At 65.4% G+C, this 14,316-nt stretch carries 14 protein-coding genes; 9 read left to right on the plus strand and 5 right to left on the minus strand.

The genetic code is table 11. From position 1 onward, the window contains the following. Positions 1 to 310: 310 nt before the first annotated feature. The 3 genes from IN820_RS01825 to IN820_RS01835 all read right to left on the minus strand — a co-directional run bounded on the left by IN820_RS01825 (position 311) and on the right by IN820_RS01835 (position 2,580). A complete protein-coding gene (locus tag IN820_RS01825; protein ID WP_193679339.1) occupies positions 311 to 1,288 on the minus strand; it encodes a FecR domain-containing protein in 978 nt (325 codons plus the stop codon). An 83-nt stretch (positions 1,289 to 1,371) separates the two neighbouring features. After that, positions 1,372 to 1,872, minus strand: a complete 501-nt coding sequence (locus tag IN820_RS01830) for an RNA polymerase sigma factor (protein ID WP_037038209.1) — start codon at positions 1,870 to 1,872, stop codon at positions 1,372 to 1,374. A gap of 156 nt (positions 1,873 to 2,028) precedes the next feature. Further along, the gene (locus tag IN820_RS01835; protein ID WP_193679340.1) at positions 2,029 to 2,580 is read right to left on the minus strand and encodes a gamma carbonic anhydrase family protein; all 552 of its coding nucleotides are present in this window, start codon (positions 2,578 to 2,580) and stop codon (positions 2,029 to 2,031) included. 225 nt (positions 2,581 to 2,805) lie between these two features. On the opposite strand from IN820_RS01835, the gene prlC reads away from it, so the two are divergent. Genes prlC through IN820_RS01850 form a run of 3 tightly spaced genes read left to right on the plus strand, consistent with a single transcriptional unit; the run spans position 2,806 to position 5,911 of the window. Then, positions 2,806 to 4,857, plus strand: coding sequence for an oligopeptidase A (gene prlC, locus IN820_RS01840; protein ID WP_193679341.1), 2,052 nt, complete (start codon positions 2,806 to 2,808; stop codon positions 4,855 to 4,857). Next, positions 4,854 to 5,129 carry a YheV family putative zinc ribbon protein gene (locus IN820_RS01845; RefSeq protein ID WP_193679342.1) on the plus strand — a complete coding sequence of 92 codons (276 nt, stop codon included), beginning with the start codon at positions 4,854 to 4,856 and terminating at the stop codon, positions 5,127 to 5,129. Before prlC ends, IN820_RS01845 begins: the two co-directional genes overlap by 4 nt. 5 nt (positions 5,130 to 5,134) lie before the next feature. Further along, positions 5,135 to 5,911 carry a DUF1835 domain-containing protein gene (locus IN820_RS01850; protein ID WP_193679343.1) on the plus strand — a complete coding sequence of 259 codons (777 nt, stop codon included), beginning with the start codon at positions 5,135 to 5,137 and terminating at the stop codon, positions 5,909 to 5,911. Positions 5,912 to 6,102: 191 nt separating this feature from the next. Here the strand turns inward: IN820_RS01850 and IN820_RS01855 are convergent, their stop codons facing one another. Continuing rightward, positions 6,103 to 7,173, minus strand: a complete 1,071-nt coding sequence (locus tag IN820_RS01855; protein WP_193679344.1) for an acyltransferase family protein — start codon at positions 7,171 to 7,173, stop codon at positions 6,103 to 6,105. Between the two features lie 321 nt (positions 7,174 to 7,494). Between IN820_RS01855 and IN820_RS01860 the strand changes: the two genes are divergently transcribed. From IN820_RS01860 to IN820_RS01885, 6 genes are all read left to right on the plus strand, one after another. Continuing rightward, positions 7,495 to 8,559 (plus strand): PA0069 family radical SAM protein, encoded by a 1,065-nt coding sequence (locus tag IN820_RS01860; RefSeq protein WP_193679345.1) that lies wholly within the window; start codon positions 7,495 to 7,497, stop codon positions 8,557 to 8,559. Between the two features lie 492 nt (positions 8,560 to 9,051). Beyond that, positions 9,052 to 9,282 carry a hypothetical protein gene (locus IN820_RS01865; protein ID WP_207793472.1) on the plus strand — a complete coding sequence of 77 codons (231 nt, stop codon included), beginning with the start codon at positions 9,052 to 9,054 and terminating at the stop codon, positions 9,280 to 9,282. 233 nt (positions 9,283 to 9,515) lie between these two features. Further along, the gene (coxB, locus tag IN820_RS01870) at positions 9,516 to 10,649 is read left to right on the plus strand and encodes a cytochrome c oxidase subunit II (protein ID WP_193679347.1); all 1,134 of its coding nucleotides are present in this window, start codon (positions 9,516 to 9,518) and stop codon (positions 10,647 to 10,649) included. 14 nt (positions 10,650 to 10,663) lie between these two features. Continuing rightward, positions 10,664 to 12,301: a cytochrome c oxidase subunit I gene (ctaD, locus tag IN820_RS01875; protein ID WP_193679348.1), complete on the plus strand. Its 1,638-nt coding sequence runs from the start codon at positions 10,664 to 10,666 to the stop codon at positions 12,299 to 12,301. A 220-nt stretch (positions 12,302 to 12,521) separates the two neighbouring features. Continuing rightward, entirely contained in the window at positions 12,522 to 13,094 is a 573-nt protein-coding gene (locus IN820_RS01880) for a cytochrome c oxidase assembly protein (protein ID WP_193679349.1), read from the plus strand. Further along, positions 13,091 to 13,987, plus strand: a complete 897-nt coding sequence (locus IN820_RS01885) for a cytochrome c oxidase subunit 3 (protein WP_193679350.1) — start codon at positions 13,091 to 13,093, stop codon at positions 13,985 to 13,987. Before IN820_RS01880 ends, IN820_RS01885 begins: the two co-directional genes overlap by 4 nt. A gap of 117 nt (positions 13,988 to 14,104) precedes the next feature. Here IN820_RS01885 and IN820_RS01890 read toward each other — a convergent pair whose 3' ends face one another. Further along, the gene (locus IN820_RS01890) at positions 14,105 to 14,308 is read right to left on the minus strand and encodes a twin transmembrane helix small protein (RefSeq protein WP_193679367.1); all 204 of its coding nucleotides are present in this window, start codon (positions 14,306 to 14,308) and stop codon (positions 14,105 to 14,107) included. Positions 14,309 to 14,316: the final 8 nt, after the last annotated feature.

Genomic DNA, 14,316 nt, shown 5'->3' on the forward strand with positions numbered 1-14,316 from the left:
CTTGAAGTTCTGGTCGTGGCTGTTCCTTGCCATGGCTGCGTCCCTGTCTTGTCGCACCGCCACAGCATCCCACAGCGCGGCCGCCATGGCACGGTGGTGTTGGCAATTCGTGAGGCGGCTCGCAGGAACAACCGACGCAGTAGGGCGGGTTGCAACCCGCCATTCTGGCAGGCCTGCGGCCCGCAATCGCCGCGAGGGCGCGCCTCCCACAGGTTCGGTGTGCACTCGCTGCTTTTGTGGGAGACCGCGCCCGCTCCCGGCGGGCTTGCGGCACTCACTACAAACAGTTCGACAAGGGGTTGCCGCGGGTTCAGCGGATCAGGGTGAGTCCGGGAAGATCCAGGCGGCTGGCGCCCAGTTCCTGTACCAGCAGGTCCAGCGACTGGTCGAGACTGTCCAGCCGGAACACCCCGTTGACCCGGCGCTGGGCCAGTTGTCGATCGGCTATCAGTAGGTAGCCGCGCCGATAGTGCTGCAACCGCTCGATCACCTCTTCCAGCGGGCGGTTCTCGAACACCAGCAGGCCGTCGCGCCAGGCGGTGGCGTTGGCCAGGTCGGCCTGCAGAGGATGGATTCCACGGGAATCGTACCAGACGCTCTGGCCTTCCTCGAGGATGCGCTGTCGCTCGCCGGTGGCATGCGGTGCGCTGACCTCGACGCTGTGTTCGAGCACGCCGACCCAGGCTCCCCCGCCTCGGCCGCCGACCACGAAGCGGGTGCCCAGGGCCCGGCTGCTGCCGCCGGCGCTTTCCACCAGGAAGGGCCTGGTTTCGCCCTCGCCCATCGGCGCCACCAGGAAGATCGCCTCGCCATGACGAAGGCGGACCAGGCGCCGCTCGCCGTCGAAGACGACATCCAGTGCGCTATCGGCGTCCAGTTCGACCAGGCTGCCATCCGGTAGCGTCACCTGGCGCCGCTCCCCGATACCGGTGGCATGGTCAGCGAACAGATCGGAGGTGCGCTGAGGCACCTGAGCCGTCACAGCCAACCAGACCAGCAGCACCGCGGCGGCGCCAGCGAAGTAGCGCAGGCGCCGCCGCGCTCGAGCCGGCGACCGCCATACGTCGCGGCCTGCCGGGCTCGGTACCGGCTCGTCCAGCGAATCCAGCGCGCCGAGTTCGGCCCAGGTCTCGCGAGCCTCTTGCAGCAGACTGGCCCGTTGCGGATTTTCGGCAAGCCAGTGCTGCAGCGCCTCCGGATAGGGCGCCGCCGGGTCCGCCTCGCCCAGGCGCACGGCCCAGGCGGCCGCCTCGTTGCGTGCACGCTGTCGCTCGTCGTGGCTGATCACGTGAAGTCTCGTGGTTTGGTTATCGATCAAGAGTAAGGACGTCCGGCGCGGCGGGAAACGGTAACAGCGCGGCAGTGGTGCGCTCAATCGTCGCGCAGTCGCTCGGCAACATGCTGCAGTGCACGGGTCAGATGCTTTTGCACCGAACTATCGGAAATGCCGAGATGCCGAGCGACTTCCGCGTAGGTCAGTCCCTGCAAGCGGTTGAGCCTGAAGATCTGCTGGGTGCGCGGCGGCAGTTCGGCCACCGCCTCGCGGATTTTCTTCAGCCGCTGGCGGGCAGCCAACTGCCGTTCAAGATCGGGCGTCTCGTCTTCGATATGCGCAATGGCCTCGTTGGGCTGGCTGTCGGTGCGTCGCCGTTGCTGCTGGCGTATGTGGTCGATCAGCAAGTTCTGGGCGATGCGGAAAAGGTAGGCAGGACTATTGTCGACGGGGCCGTTGCGCGCCTGCTCGGCCAGCCGCAGGAAACTCTCCTGGGTCAGGTCTGACGCCAACTGAGGGTCGCGACTGCGGCGCAGCAACAGGTTGCGGACAGCGTTGCCATGTCTGAGGAAGAGCGCCTTGAGGTCCACTTCCGACAATGCCTTCTCCTGACTGTGAATTGCCGGGGTGCCGCGGCAAAATGCCTCGCAACCCAGAAGCGACAGAATGGCATCATATTTTTATCGAGAATCATTTTCAATTAATGCCATCTCCAGAAGTCATTGCAGCCACATGGCCAGGCCTGTCGAAATGGTTCAAGCAGTAGGCGTACCCGTACCCTCGGCCAGGTGCAGATTCTTCAGCTTCACGTAGTTGCCGGCGGTGTAGCTGAAGAAGCTGCGCTCCTTGTCGGTCAGCGGCCGGGCCTGTTTCACCGGGCTGCCGACGTAGAGGTAGCCCGACTCCAGGGTCTTGCCCGGCGGCACCAGGCTGCCGGCGCCGATGATCACCTCGTCCTCGACCACCACGCCGTCCATGACGATCGAGCCCATGCCCACCAGGATGCGGTTGCCCAGGGTGCAGCCATGCAGGGTGACCTTGTGGCCGACGGTGACCTCGTCGCCGATGGTCAGCGGAAAGCCGTCCGGGTTGTACGGCCCGGCATGGGTGATGTGCAGCACGCTACCGTCCTGGATGCTCGAGCGCGCACCGATGCGGATGCGGTGCATGTCGCCACGGATCACCGTGAGCGGCCACACCGAGCTGTCGGCGCCGATTTCCACATCGCCGATGACCACGGCGGAGTCGTCGACGAACACGCGCTCGCCCAGTTTCGGAGTGCTGTTTTGGTAGCTGCGTATCGCCACGATAGAAACCTCTTTGGCTGCGGGAAGGGTCGATTGTAATTAAGATGGCCGGCATTGCCGCTGCGGACCTGGGCTGAGCAGCATGCCGCCCGCCGTGGTCAGAGTAACAACCGGCCGAGCGGCGTTGAAAAAGCACGACAGCGCGTCCATCTAGGACATCTGCCTGCCACGTCCGGCCTCGCTTCAGCGAGCGGCCTGCAATCCTCTTCGTCACAAGGTGCCCCCGTGAGCGCGAACAATCCCCTGCTGCAAGACTTCGACCTGCCACCCTATTCCGAAATCCGTCCGGAGCACGTCGAGCCGGCCATCGACAGCATTCTCGGCGATAACCGCGTGGCCATCGCCGAACTGCTCAGCCGCCCGGCCGCAAGCCTCGACTGGCAGACCCTGGTGATCGGCCTGGACGAATTGAACGAGCGCCTCAGCCGCGCCTGGAGCCCGGTCGGCCACCTCAATTCGGTGTGCAACAGCCCCGAACTGCGCGGCGCCTACGAGGCCTGCCTGCCGAAGCTGTCGGCCTACTGGACCGAGCTGGGGCAGAACCGCGCGCTGTTCGAGGCCTACCAGGCGCTGGCCGAGAGCCCGCAGGCGGCCGGTTTCGAGGTGGCGCAGAAGACCATCCTCGAACATGCGCTGCGCGACTTCCGCCTGTCCGGCATCGACCTGCCACCGGTCGAGCAGCAGCGCTTCGGCGCCATCCAGATGAAGCTCGCCGAGCTGGGCAGCAAATTCTCCAACCAGTTGCTGGATGCGACCCAGGCCTGGACCCGGCACATCACCGACGAGACGCTGCTGGCCGGGATCACCGATTCGGCCAAGGCGCAGATGGCCGAGGCGGCGAAGGCCAAGGGCCTCGACGGCTGGCTGATCACCCTGGAATTCCCCAGCTACTACGCCGTGATGACCTACGCCGATGACCGCGGCCTGCGCGAGGAGGTCTATACCGCCTACTCCACCCGCGCCTCGGACCAGGGTCCGAACGCCGGCCAGTTCGACAACGGCCCGGTGATGGAGGAAATCCTCCAGTTGCGCCACGAGCTGGCCGGCCTGCTGGGCTACGGCAACTTCGCCGAACTGTCGCTGGCGACCAAGATGGCCGAGTCCACCGAGCAGGTGTTGAACTTCCTGCGCGACCTGGCGGTACGCAGCAAGCCGTTCGCCGAGCGCGACCTGGCCGAGCTGCGCACCTTCGCCGGCGAACAGGGCCTGGACGACCTGCAGAGCTGGGACCTGGGCTACTACGCCGAGAAACTGCGCCAGCAGCGCTACAGCCTCAACCAGGAAGAGCTGCGCGCCTACTTCCCCATCGACAAGGTGCTCTCCGGCCTGTTCAGCATCGTCCAGCGCCTCTATGGCATCGAGATCCACGAGCTGGAAGGCTTCGACGGTTGGCACCCGGACGTGCGCCTGTTCGAGATCCGCGAGCACGGCGAGCACGTCGGGCGTTTCTTCTTCGACCTCTACGCGCGGCCGAACAAGCGCGGCGGCGCCTGGATGGACGGCGCCCGCGACAAGCGACGCACCGCCGCCGGCACGCTGCAGACGCCGGTGGCCAACCTGGTCTGCAACTTCACCCCACCGGTGGGCGAGCGGCCGGCGCTGTTGACCCACGACGAGGTCACCACGCTGTTCCACGAATTCGGCCACGGCCTGCACCACCTGCTGACCCAGGTCGAGCATGCCGGTGCCTCGGGCATCAACGGCGTCGCCTGGGATGCGGTGGAGCTGCCGAGCCAGTTCATGGAGAACTGGTGCTGGGACCCCGAGGGCCTGGCGCTGATCTCCGGCCACTACCAGACCGGCGAGCGCCTGCCGCAGGACAAGCTGGACATGATGCTGGCGGCGAAGAACTTCCAGTCCGGCATGATGATGGCGCGCCAGCTGGAATTCTCGCTGTTCGACTTCGAACTGCACGCCACCCACGGCGACGGCCGCAGCGTGCTCGAGGTGCTCGAACACATTCGCGACGAGGTCTCGGTGATGCGTCCGCCGGCGTACAACCGCTTCCCCAACAGCTTCGCGCACATCTTCGCTGGCGGCTACGCGGCCGGTTACTACAGCTACAAGTGGGCGGAGGTGCTGTCGTCCGATGCCTTCTCGCGCTTCGAGGAGGAAGGTGTGTTCAATTCCGAGACCGGCCGCGCCTTCCGCGAGGCGATCCTCGCGCGTGGCGGCTCGCAGGAGCCGATGGTACTGTTCGTCGATTTCCGAGGCCGCGAGCCGTCCATCGACGCCCTGCTGCGCCACCTCGGGCTGGTAGCGGAGGCCGCGGCATGAACGACGAAACTCCCCGGGTCACCAAGCGCTTCATCGCCGGCGCCGTATGCCCGGCGTGCAGCGCCAGCGATTGCATCAAGATGTGGGACGTCGACGGCGTGCCGCATCGCGAATGCGTGGTCTGTGGCTACGCCGATACCCTCAACGCCCAGGGCCAGTCGGTGCCGACGGAACTCGGCACACGGGTCAACAAGGTGCAGCCCAAGCCGGCCAATCCGCAGGTGCAGTCGGTGCAGTTCTTTCCCAATCCCAAGCTGAAAAAGCCCGAGTAGCCGCCGTGCTGCACCTGACCTGCGGTGACCTGGCCGGCGATGGCGTGCGCGCCCTGCTCGCCGGACGCGAACCGCAGGCGCAGGTGCGGGTCATGCGCGACGACCTGGCGGTCGGCCCGCTCGGCGATATCGAGAGTCCGCCCTGCGCCGCACGCGCGGCATTCTGGGAGCGGGTCTGGCCCGACGAGGTGACGCCGCGCCCTGCATTCACCCGCGAGCTGGCCGGCGATGCCCGCTGGCTCGCCGAGCTGCCCGGGCAAGTCCCGGCGGTGACCGTCTGGCATGGTGACAGCGCGTCCGAACAGTTGCTGCTGGGGCGGGTCGCCGCCGCGTTGCAGGGCTCCGGCTGCATGCTGCAGGAAGTCGCCTGCGGCACCGGCGACAGCCGCGTCGGCAGTCGCAAGGCGGTATCGATGCACCCGCCCGAGGCATTGGCCGAGCGGTATCGGCCGCAACCCGTCGATTCCTTACGTCAGGTCCTGCTCGCCGCGGCCTGGGACGAGCAATGCGCCGCCTCACACGGCATCCGCCGCTGGCGCGACGGGCATTTCCACGGCGAAGGCTACCAGGCGATCGACAACGGACTGCTGGCCGCCAGCCCGACCGCCTTCGGCCCGCTGGCGCGGGCGATGGCCGAGGTCATGGGGCACTGCGATGGCTTCTTCCCCAGCGACTTCTTCCTCTACTGGCGCGCCCGCGAACTGGCTGCGGCTGGGCAGCTGGAATTGCGCGGCGACCCGGCGGCCGGCTACCGGGACCTGCAGGTCCGCCGCCTCGGTTGAAGGTACTTGCCGTTCGAGAGAAAGCCCGCGGTACGCGTAGCTTGGGTTGAGCGCAGCGAAGCCCAACGAGCGGAGTGTCGTGCCGGAATGGGTGTGCGGCGTACCGATGTTGGGCTTCGGCGCTACGCGCCTCAACCCGACCTACGCCACCGCCATACGTCCATAGGGTGCGCACCGTGCGGCACGGCCTTTCAGCCTTCCACTTTCGGCGTCGCCCGCCCCGGCTGCGGCGCGGAGGCGAACAGGCGCTTGAGCTTCATCGCCGGCGCCTCGATCAGGTGCCAGGACAGCGCGGCGAGGATCAACGTCGGCACGAAAGCGATCAGCGTCAGGCCGAGCACGCCGACCTGCGGGCCGAACAGATAGACCGTCAGTTGCTGGAAGGGGAACGCGTAGATGTACAGGCCGTAGGAGAAATCGCCGTACTTGCCGAAGCGCGATACCCACGGCAGCGGCGCATAGGCGAGATAGAGCACCAGGTACGGCAGCGCGACGAAATACACCAGCGGGCCGACAGGGGTACGGAAGCTCGCCACCAAGGCGACGAACAGCAGCGCCGCGATCCAGCCACGCCAGGGAATGTCGTCGCGGTAGAGGAACAGCGCCGAGCCGCTGTAGTAGAGCAGGCCGAGCTTGCAGATGTTCCTGATGAAATAGGACTCGATGCCCAGCTTGCCCAACAGCCAGAAGTGCCCGATCGCCAGCACCGCGATGGGCAGGAAGATCAGCCGGCGCTTGAGAAAGCCGGTCAGCCCCAGGATCATCACGCCGATGTACATCAGCACTTCCAGCGGCAGCGTCCACAGCGAGCCGTTGACCACCGCGGCATAGACGTTGTCGCTGAACACGCCGGGCAGTTCGTAGCGGGTGACCAGCAGGATGTTCTGCAGATAGGTCCAGGTGCCGTCGGCGGTCAGGTACTGGCCGAGGCTGAGCTGCGTGACCATCGGCCCGATGACGAATGCCGAGAGCAGCACCGCGACGATCAGCGCCGGAAAGATGCGCAGCGCACGCTTGAGCAGGAAACTCTTCGGGCTGCTGCTGGCCAGCCAGGACGAAGCGATCAGGTAGCCGCTCATGATGAAGAAGATGCCGACGGCGATCGAACCGCCCTTCTCGTAGCCGGTGAGCACGGTCAGCGGCTCGTCCTCGCGGCGCCCGATCAGCGGATAGCTGTGCGCGAAGAGCACCAGCGCGGCGGCGAAGAAACGCAGGAAATCGAAGTTGTTCTCCCGGGTATGGAAGGAACCGGTGGTGTGCATGGGGTCTGCTCCTGACATATGACGGCAGCGGATTGGAAAGACTGGAGTGCACGCCCGACGGCGTCGCATTGCCGGTACTGCCGGGCCGGACGCCATGACGGCGTTGCGGCCTTCCCTGTTCGATTTTCGGCGGGCTCCGTGGTGGGAATGGCCAGGCGCCTAGGTGCCCGGCTCGACCCGATCAGACCTTTTTGTCCGAAGCAGCGCGCAAATGTTCCCCTGCCAGGCGACGGATGGTCATCCGTACCGTCGATCGGAACACCTGGCGCCGGTATCGCAAGCCGATTACTGTATATAAAAACAGTATTCGATGACTCTGAGATGACCCACACTCGCTCGACGCCCCGCGGTCGCGGCACCGCGATCAACCCCGACAACCGCTTCGCATCGACCCGCAGCGAAGCCTATGACGACGGCTGGGAGCAGGACGTGCCGCCGACCCGCGCCACCGAGGTGCGCCGCGAGACGGCGAAGACGGTGATCACCCGCAACCAGTCGCCGGACGTCGGCTTCGATCGCTCGGTGAACCCCTATCGCGGCTGCGAGCATGGCTGCATCTACTGCTTCGCCCGGCCCAGCCACGCCTACTGGGATCTCTCGCCCGGCATCGATTTCGAGACCCGGCTGATCGCCAAGACCAACCTGGCCGAGCGCCTCGAAGCCGAGCTGAGCAGGCCCGGCTACGTGCCGCAACCCATCGCCCTGGGCATCAACACCGATGCCTACCAGCCGCTGGAACGCGAGCAGCGGCTGACCCGCCAGGCGCTGGAGATTCTCCTGCGTTTCAAACATCCGCTGCACATCATCACCAAGGGCTCATTGGTGCTGCGCGACCTCGATCTGCTGGTGCCACTGGCCGAGCAACGGTTGGTCAGCGTATCGGTCAGCCTGACCACCCTGGACGACGAGCTCAAACGCATCATGGAACCGCGTGCGGCCTCGCCGGCGGCGCGGCTGCGGGTGTTGCGCACACTGCACGAGGCCGGGGTGCCGGTCAGCGTGATGTGCGCGCCGATGATCCCGATGATCAACGACATGGAGCTGGAGCGCATGCTCGAGGCCGCGCGCGAAGCCGGCGCACGCTCGGCCGGCTACGTGCTGCTGCGCCTGCCCCACGAGGTCGCCACGCTGTTCGACGAATGGCTGCAGGAACACTTCCCACAGCGTGCGGCTCATGTCATGAGCCTGATTCGCCAGTCCCGCGGCGGCAAGGACTACGACAGCCGCTTCGGCAGCCGCATGCGCGGCGAAGGCCAGTTCGCCCAGTTGCTGGCGCAGCGCTTCCAACTGGCCTGCAAGCGCCTGGGCTACAACCGCCGCGAGCAGAACCAGGGGCTGGACTGCAGCCGTTTCGCCCCGCCGGGGCAGCAGTTGAACCTGCTCTGAGACGCGGTGTTGCACCGAGGCTCCGTGCATTGCCGGTAACTGCGCAACGCGTGGAAACGCTTCGCGGTTTTCCACCCTACGTCACCACCAGCAGCCGTAGGGTGGGCTTCAGCCCACCAAAACTGGCGCCGGAGCAGTCCATGGCCAGGACAGAACCTCTCCAGGCCCATGTCGTAGGCTCTCGCCTAGCGGTAGCGAAACACCTTCGGTGGGCTAAAGCCCACCCTACACAGCTGAGACGCGGTGTTGCACCGAGGCCAGCAGCCGTGGGCTTGAGGACGTAGGGTGGATGACGCTTCACCCATCCACCGCAACGCAGGCATGCACCGCGACGTATGCAGCTTCGATGACGCGTGCCCATCGTCGTCGGTCGTCGCGCCCGACCGGCGAGCGAACCCACGGAGGAACTATCCCCGCCCCCCGTTGCACCAATCCCTGTATTCCCGCACCGGAGGCATCGTGGACTGGATCGACTTGCTGCAATGGCCAGCCATGGTGGTCACGGTGATCGCCGCCTGGCTGATCGGCTCGCTGCGCCCGGGCCGGCGCTTCGTCGGCTTCTGCTGTTTTCTGCTGAGCAATCTGCTGTGGGTGATCTGGGGCTGGCACGCCCAGGCCTGGGCGCTGATCACCCTGCAGGTGTGCCTGGCGTTGATGAACCTGCGCGGCGTGAAGAAGAACGACAGCCTCGCAGAGCCCGAGTCAGACGCACCCGGCGCCTGAATTGCCAGTGCGCGATCGCTGTCTATACTCCGAATCGTAGGCGTACCTGATGAAGTTCCGACTGCGCGTGCAGGCGAAGGCGTGGCGACCGAGGCATTCGGTAGCCGCGCCGGACAGAATCGGGCCGATCGAGAACGTAGCGGGCACCGCGGGGAAAGATTCCCCGGCCAGCCGATTCTTGGCGGTTTCGATGGCAGTCGGCGGGATAACAAGAATCATAAGGGGAACCCGCAATGTCTCGACATCCACGCATATGGATGGGGCTTGGGCTATCGGCATTGTTCGGTCAGGCCCAGGCGGCCTGGGATGTGAACATGCGCTCCGGCGCCACCGACGTCAGCCGTTCGGTGTTCGATCTGCACATGACCATCTTCTGGATCTGTGTGGTCATCGGCGTACTGGTGTTCGGCGTGATGATCTGGTCCATGGTCGCGCACCGCCGCTCCAAGCGTCAGCACTCGGCCAATTTCCATGAAAACACCCGGGTCGAGGTGCTCTGGACGATCATCCCGCTGCTGATCCTGGTCGGCATGGCGGTACCGGCGACCCGCACGCTGATCCATATCTACGACTCCAGCGAGTCCGACGTCGACGTGCAGATCACCGGCTATCAGTGGAAATGGCACTACAAGTACCTGGGCGAGGATGTCGAGTTCTTCAGCAACCTCACCACCCCGCGCGAACAGATCAACAACCTGGCGCCCAAGGGCGAGCACTACCTGCTGGAGGTGGACGAGCCGCTGGTGATTCCGGCCGGCGCCAAGGTGCGCTTCCTGATCACCGCGGCGGATGTGATCCACTCCTGGTGGGTGCCGGACCTGGCGGTGAAAAAGGATGCCATCCCCGGCTTCATCAACGAATCCTGGACCCGCATCGATGAGCCTGGGATCTACCGCGGCCAGTGCACCGAGCTGTGCGGCAAGGATCATGGCTTCATGCCGGTGGTGGTGGAAGTGAAATCCAGCGAGGACTACGCCGCCTGGCTCGGCGAGAAGAAGGCCGAGGCGGCCAAGCTGGCCGAGCTGACCAGCAAGGAATGGACGCTCGCCGAGCTGACCGAGCGCGGCGAGAAGGTCTACCAGACCGCCTGCGCCTCCTGCCACCAGGCCGGCGGCGAGGGCATCCCGCCGATGTTCCCGGCGCTCAAGGGTTCGCCCATCGCCACTGGCGACGTCGAGGCGCACATCGCCATCGTCGTCAACGGCAAGCCGGGCACCGCCATGGCGGCCTTCGGCAGGCAGCTGTCCGAGGTCGACCTGGCCGCGGTCATCACCTACGAGCGCAACGCCTGGGGCAACCAGACCGGCGACATGGTCACGCCGAAAGACGTGCTCGACTTCAAACAGGCCGAAGAAGCCGGTCAATAAGAGGAGTGGCGGCGATGAGTGCAGTGATCGACGATCATGGTCATGCCGGGCATGACCACCACCATGGCCCGGCCAAGGGCCTCTCGCGCTGGCTGCTGACCACCAACCACAAGGACATCGGTTCGATGTACCTGTGGTTCAGCTTCGCGGCGTTCCTGCTCGGCGGCTCGATGGCCATGGTGATCCGCGCCGAGCTGTTCCAGCCGGGCCTGCAGATCGTGCAGCCGGAATTCTTCAACCAGATGACCACCATGCACGGCCTGATCATGGTCTTCGGCGCGGTGATGCCGGCCTTCGTCGGCCTGGCCAACTGGATGATCCCGCTGATGATCGGCGCGCCGGACATGGCCCTGCCGCGGGTGAACAACTTCAGTTTCTGGCTGCTGCCGGCGGCCTTCGGCCTGCTGGTCTCGACGCTGTTCATGGAGGGTGGCGGACCGAACTTCGGCTGGACCTTCTACGCGCCGCTGTCGACCACCTACGCGCCGGAGTCGGTGACCTTCTTCATCTTCGCCATCCACCTGATGGGCATCAGCTCGATCATGGGTGCGATCAACGTGATCGCCACCATCCTCAACCTGCGCGCGCCGGGCATGACGTTGATGAAGATGCCGCTGTTCGTCTGGACCTGGCTGATCACCGCCTTCCTGCTGATCGCGGTGATGCCGGTGCTGGCCGGGGTGGTAACGATGATGCTGATGGACATCCACTTCGGCACCAGCTTCTTCAGCGCCGCCGGCGGCGGCGACCCGGTGCTGTTCCAGCACGTGTTCTGGTTCTTCGGCCACCCCGAGGTGTACATCATGATCCTGCCGGCGTTCGGCGCGGTCAGTTCGATCATTCCGGCCTTCAGCCGCAAGCCGCTGTTCGGCTACACCTCGATGGTCTATGCCACTGGCGCCATTGCCTTCCTCTCGTTCATCGTCTGGTCGCATCATATGTTCACCGTCGGCATCCCGCTGGTGGGCGAGCTGTTCTTCATGTACGCGACCATGCTGATCGCCGTGCCCACCGGGGTGAAGGTGTTCAACTGGGTGTCGACCATGTGGCGCGGCTCGCTCAGTTTCGAGGCGCCGATGCTGTTCGCCGTGGCCTTCGTCATCCTCTTCACCATCGGTGGCTTCTCCGGGCTGATGCTGGCCATCGCCCCGGCGGACTTCCAGTACCACGACACCTACTTCGTGGTGGCGCACTTCCACTACGTGCTGGTGCCGGGGGCGATCTTCGGCATCTTCGCCTCGGCCTACTATTGGCTGCCGAAGTGGACCGGGCACATGTACGACGAGACCCTGGCCAAGCTGCACTTCTGGATGAGTTTCGTCGGCATGAACCTGGCGTTCTTCCCCATGCACTTCGTCGGCCTGGCCGGCATGCCGCGGCGCATTCCCGACTACAACATGATGTTCGCCAACTTCAACATGGTCTCGTCGGTCGGCGCCTTCATGTTCGGCGCCACCCAGCTGCTGTTCCTGTTCATCGTCATCAAGTGCATCCGCGGCGGCCCGGCCGCGCCGGCCAAGCCCTGGGACGGCGCCGAAGGGCTGGAGTGGAGCGTGCCTTCGCCGGCGCCCTACCACACCTTCCAGACGCCGCCGGACATGAGCGAAGTGCACGAACACCGCAAGGGCACCGGCGGGGAGCTGACGCCGTGAACGGCTTGGAGGCCGCTACGCTAAAAACCCGTAGGGCGGGTGAAACCCGCGCGGACGGAGTCGGATTCAACGCCGAATCGGCGGGTTGCAACCCGCCCTACGGTCTGAAGCCCACCCTAGGGAGGTTGTGGCCGCCTGTAGGGTGGGCTTCAGCCCACCAGATCGCGGTAGTTGCTCACCAAACCGCAGGCGCCCCATTCGCCTACCAAGGAGGCCTGCCATGAGCACCGAGCTTCCCCTGCGCCGCTTGGTACTGCGGCTGACGCTGGTAGTGGTCGCCATGTTCGGCTTCGGCTTCGCCCTGGTGCCGATCTACGACGTCATGTGCCAGGCCTTCGGCATCAACGGCAAGACCGCCGGTGCCTACACGGGTGCGCAGACCGCCGATGCGGCGCGCGAGGTGCGCGTGCAGTTCCTCGCCACCAATGCCGCGGGAATGGACTGGGAGTTCGGCCCGCAGGCCGACCAGCTCAGCGTGCACCCTGGCGCCAGCACGGAAATCCGCTTCGTCGCCTACAACCCGACCGACAAGCCGATGACCGCCCAGGCGATTCCCAGCGTCTCGCCGGCCAAGGCGGCGGCGTATTTCCACAAGACCGAATGCTTCTGCTTCACCCAGCAGGTGCTGCAGCCGGGCGAGCGCATCGAAATGCCGGTGCGCTTCATCGTCGATCGCGACCTGCCCGCCGACGTGCGCCACCTGACCCTCGCCTACACGCTGTTCGACATCACGCCCCGCCAGCCACCGGTCGCCACGCTGTCCGCGACCGCGGCCAAGGAGAGTCTGCAATGAGCCAACAGACCACCCACGAGCAGTATTACGTTCCCGATCAGAGCAAATGGCCGATCATCGCCACCGTCGCGCTGCTGGTCACCGTCTATGGCCTCGGCACCTGGTTCAACGACCTCAAGGCCGACCGCGCCGAATCCAGCGGACCGCTGATCTTCTTCGTTGGCGCCCTGCTGGTCGCCTACATGATGTTCGGCTGGTTCGGCGCGGTGGTGAAGGAGAGCCGCGCCGGGCTCTATAGCGCGCAGATGGACCGCTCGTTCCGCTGGGGCATGAGCTGGTTCATTTTCTCCGAGGTGATGTTCTTCGCCGCCTTCTTCGGCGCACTGTTCTACATCCGCTACTGGGCGGGACCCTGGCTGGGCGGAGAAGGCGACAAGGGCATCAGCAACATGCTCTGGCCGGGCTTCGAGTACAGCTGGCCACTGCTGAACACGCCCGATCCCAAGCTCTACCCGGCGCCGGAAGGCACCATCAGCGCCTGGGGCCTGCCGCTGATCAACACCGTGCTGCTGGTCAGTTCCAGCTTCACCCTGACCTGGGCCCACCATGCGCTGCGCAAGAACAATCGCCAGCAGCTCAAGCTGGGCCTTGCGCTGACCGTGCTGCTCGGCGCGGCCTTCCTCATCCTGCAGATCGAGGAATACGTGCACGCCTACACCGAACTCGGGCTGACGCTGGGCTCGGGCATCTACGGCGCGACCTTCTTCATGCTCACCGGCTTTCACGGCGCCCACGTGACCATGGGTGCAATCATTCTCACGGTGATGCTGGTGCGCATCCTGCGTGGGCATTTCAGTCCGGAACATCACTTCGGCTTCGAGGCGGCCGCCTGGTACTGGCACTTCGTCGATGTGGTGTGGATCGCGCTGTTCGTCTTCGTCTACGTGCTCTGAGATTTCTTGTAAGGAGCGGACGGGGATGCCGAGTTCATGCCCGCGATGGCTTGCAGGGCCTGATTCGCGGGCATGGCCCGCTCCTACGGCCTGCTTGGAGATGAACGGGAACAGGACCTAGAAACCGAACGCCGGCCGCAGTTGGCCGGACCAGAAACCCCAGCCGATCAGCGCGACGGTCAGCGCGCTGAGGCTGACACGGATGAACAGGGCCGTGACGACCCGGGAGGTTCGCCCCTCGTCCTTGACCAGGAAGAACAGCCCACTGAACAGACTGACCAGCGTGGCCACTAATGACAGAACGATAGCCGCCTTGAGCATGAGCGGGT

The sequence above is a fragment of the Pseudomonas lopnurensis genome, from assembly GCF_015070855.1.
Taxonomy (GTDB): Bacteria; Pseudomonadota; Gammaproteobacteria; order Pseudomonadales; family Pseudomonadaceae; genus Stutzerimonas; species Stutzerimonas lopnurensis.

What these genes read in the sequence shown, in the direction of transcription:
- IN820_RS01845 (WP_193679342.1), top strand. Translation starts at nt 4,854, where the DNA reads ATGAACGACGAAACTCCCCGGGTCACCAAGCGCTTCATCGCCGGCGCC.
- IN820_RS01855 (WP_193679344.1), bottom strand. Translation starts at nt 7,173, where the DNA reads ATGCACACCACCGGTTCCTTCCATACCCGGGAGAACAACTTCGATTTC.
- IN820_RS01860 (WP_193679345.1), top strand. Translation starts at nt 7,495, where the DNA reads ATGACCCACACTCGCTCGACGCCCCGCGGTCGCGGCACCGCGATCAAC.
- IN820_RS01865 (WP_207793472.1), top strand. Translation starts at nt 9,052, where the DNA reads ATGGTGGTCACGGTGATCGCCGCCTGGCTGATCGGCTCGCTGCGCCCG.
- coxB (WP_193679347.1), top strand. Translation starts at nt 9,516, where the DNA reads ATGTCTCGACATCCACGCATATGGATGGGGCTTGGGCTATCGGCATTG.
- ctaD (WP_193679348.1), top strand. Translation starts at nt 10,664, where the DNA reads ATGAGTGCAGTGATCGACGATCATGGTCATGCCGGGCATGACCACCAC.
- IN820_RS01880 (WP_193679349.1), top strand. Translation starts at nt 12,522, where the DNA reads ATGAGCACCGAGCTTCCCCTGCGCCGCTTGGTACTGCGGCTGACGCTG.
- IN820_RS01885 (WP_193679350.1), top strand. Translation starts at nt 13,091, where the DNA reads ATGAGCCAACAGACCACCCACGAGCAGTATTACGTTCCCGATCAGAGC.
- IN820_RS01890 (WP_193679367.1), bottom strand. Translation starts at nt 14,308, where the DNA reads ATGCTCAAGGCGGCTATCGTTCTGTCATTAGTGGCCACGCTGGTCAGT.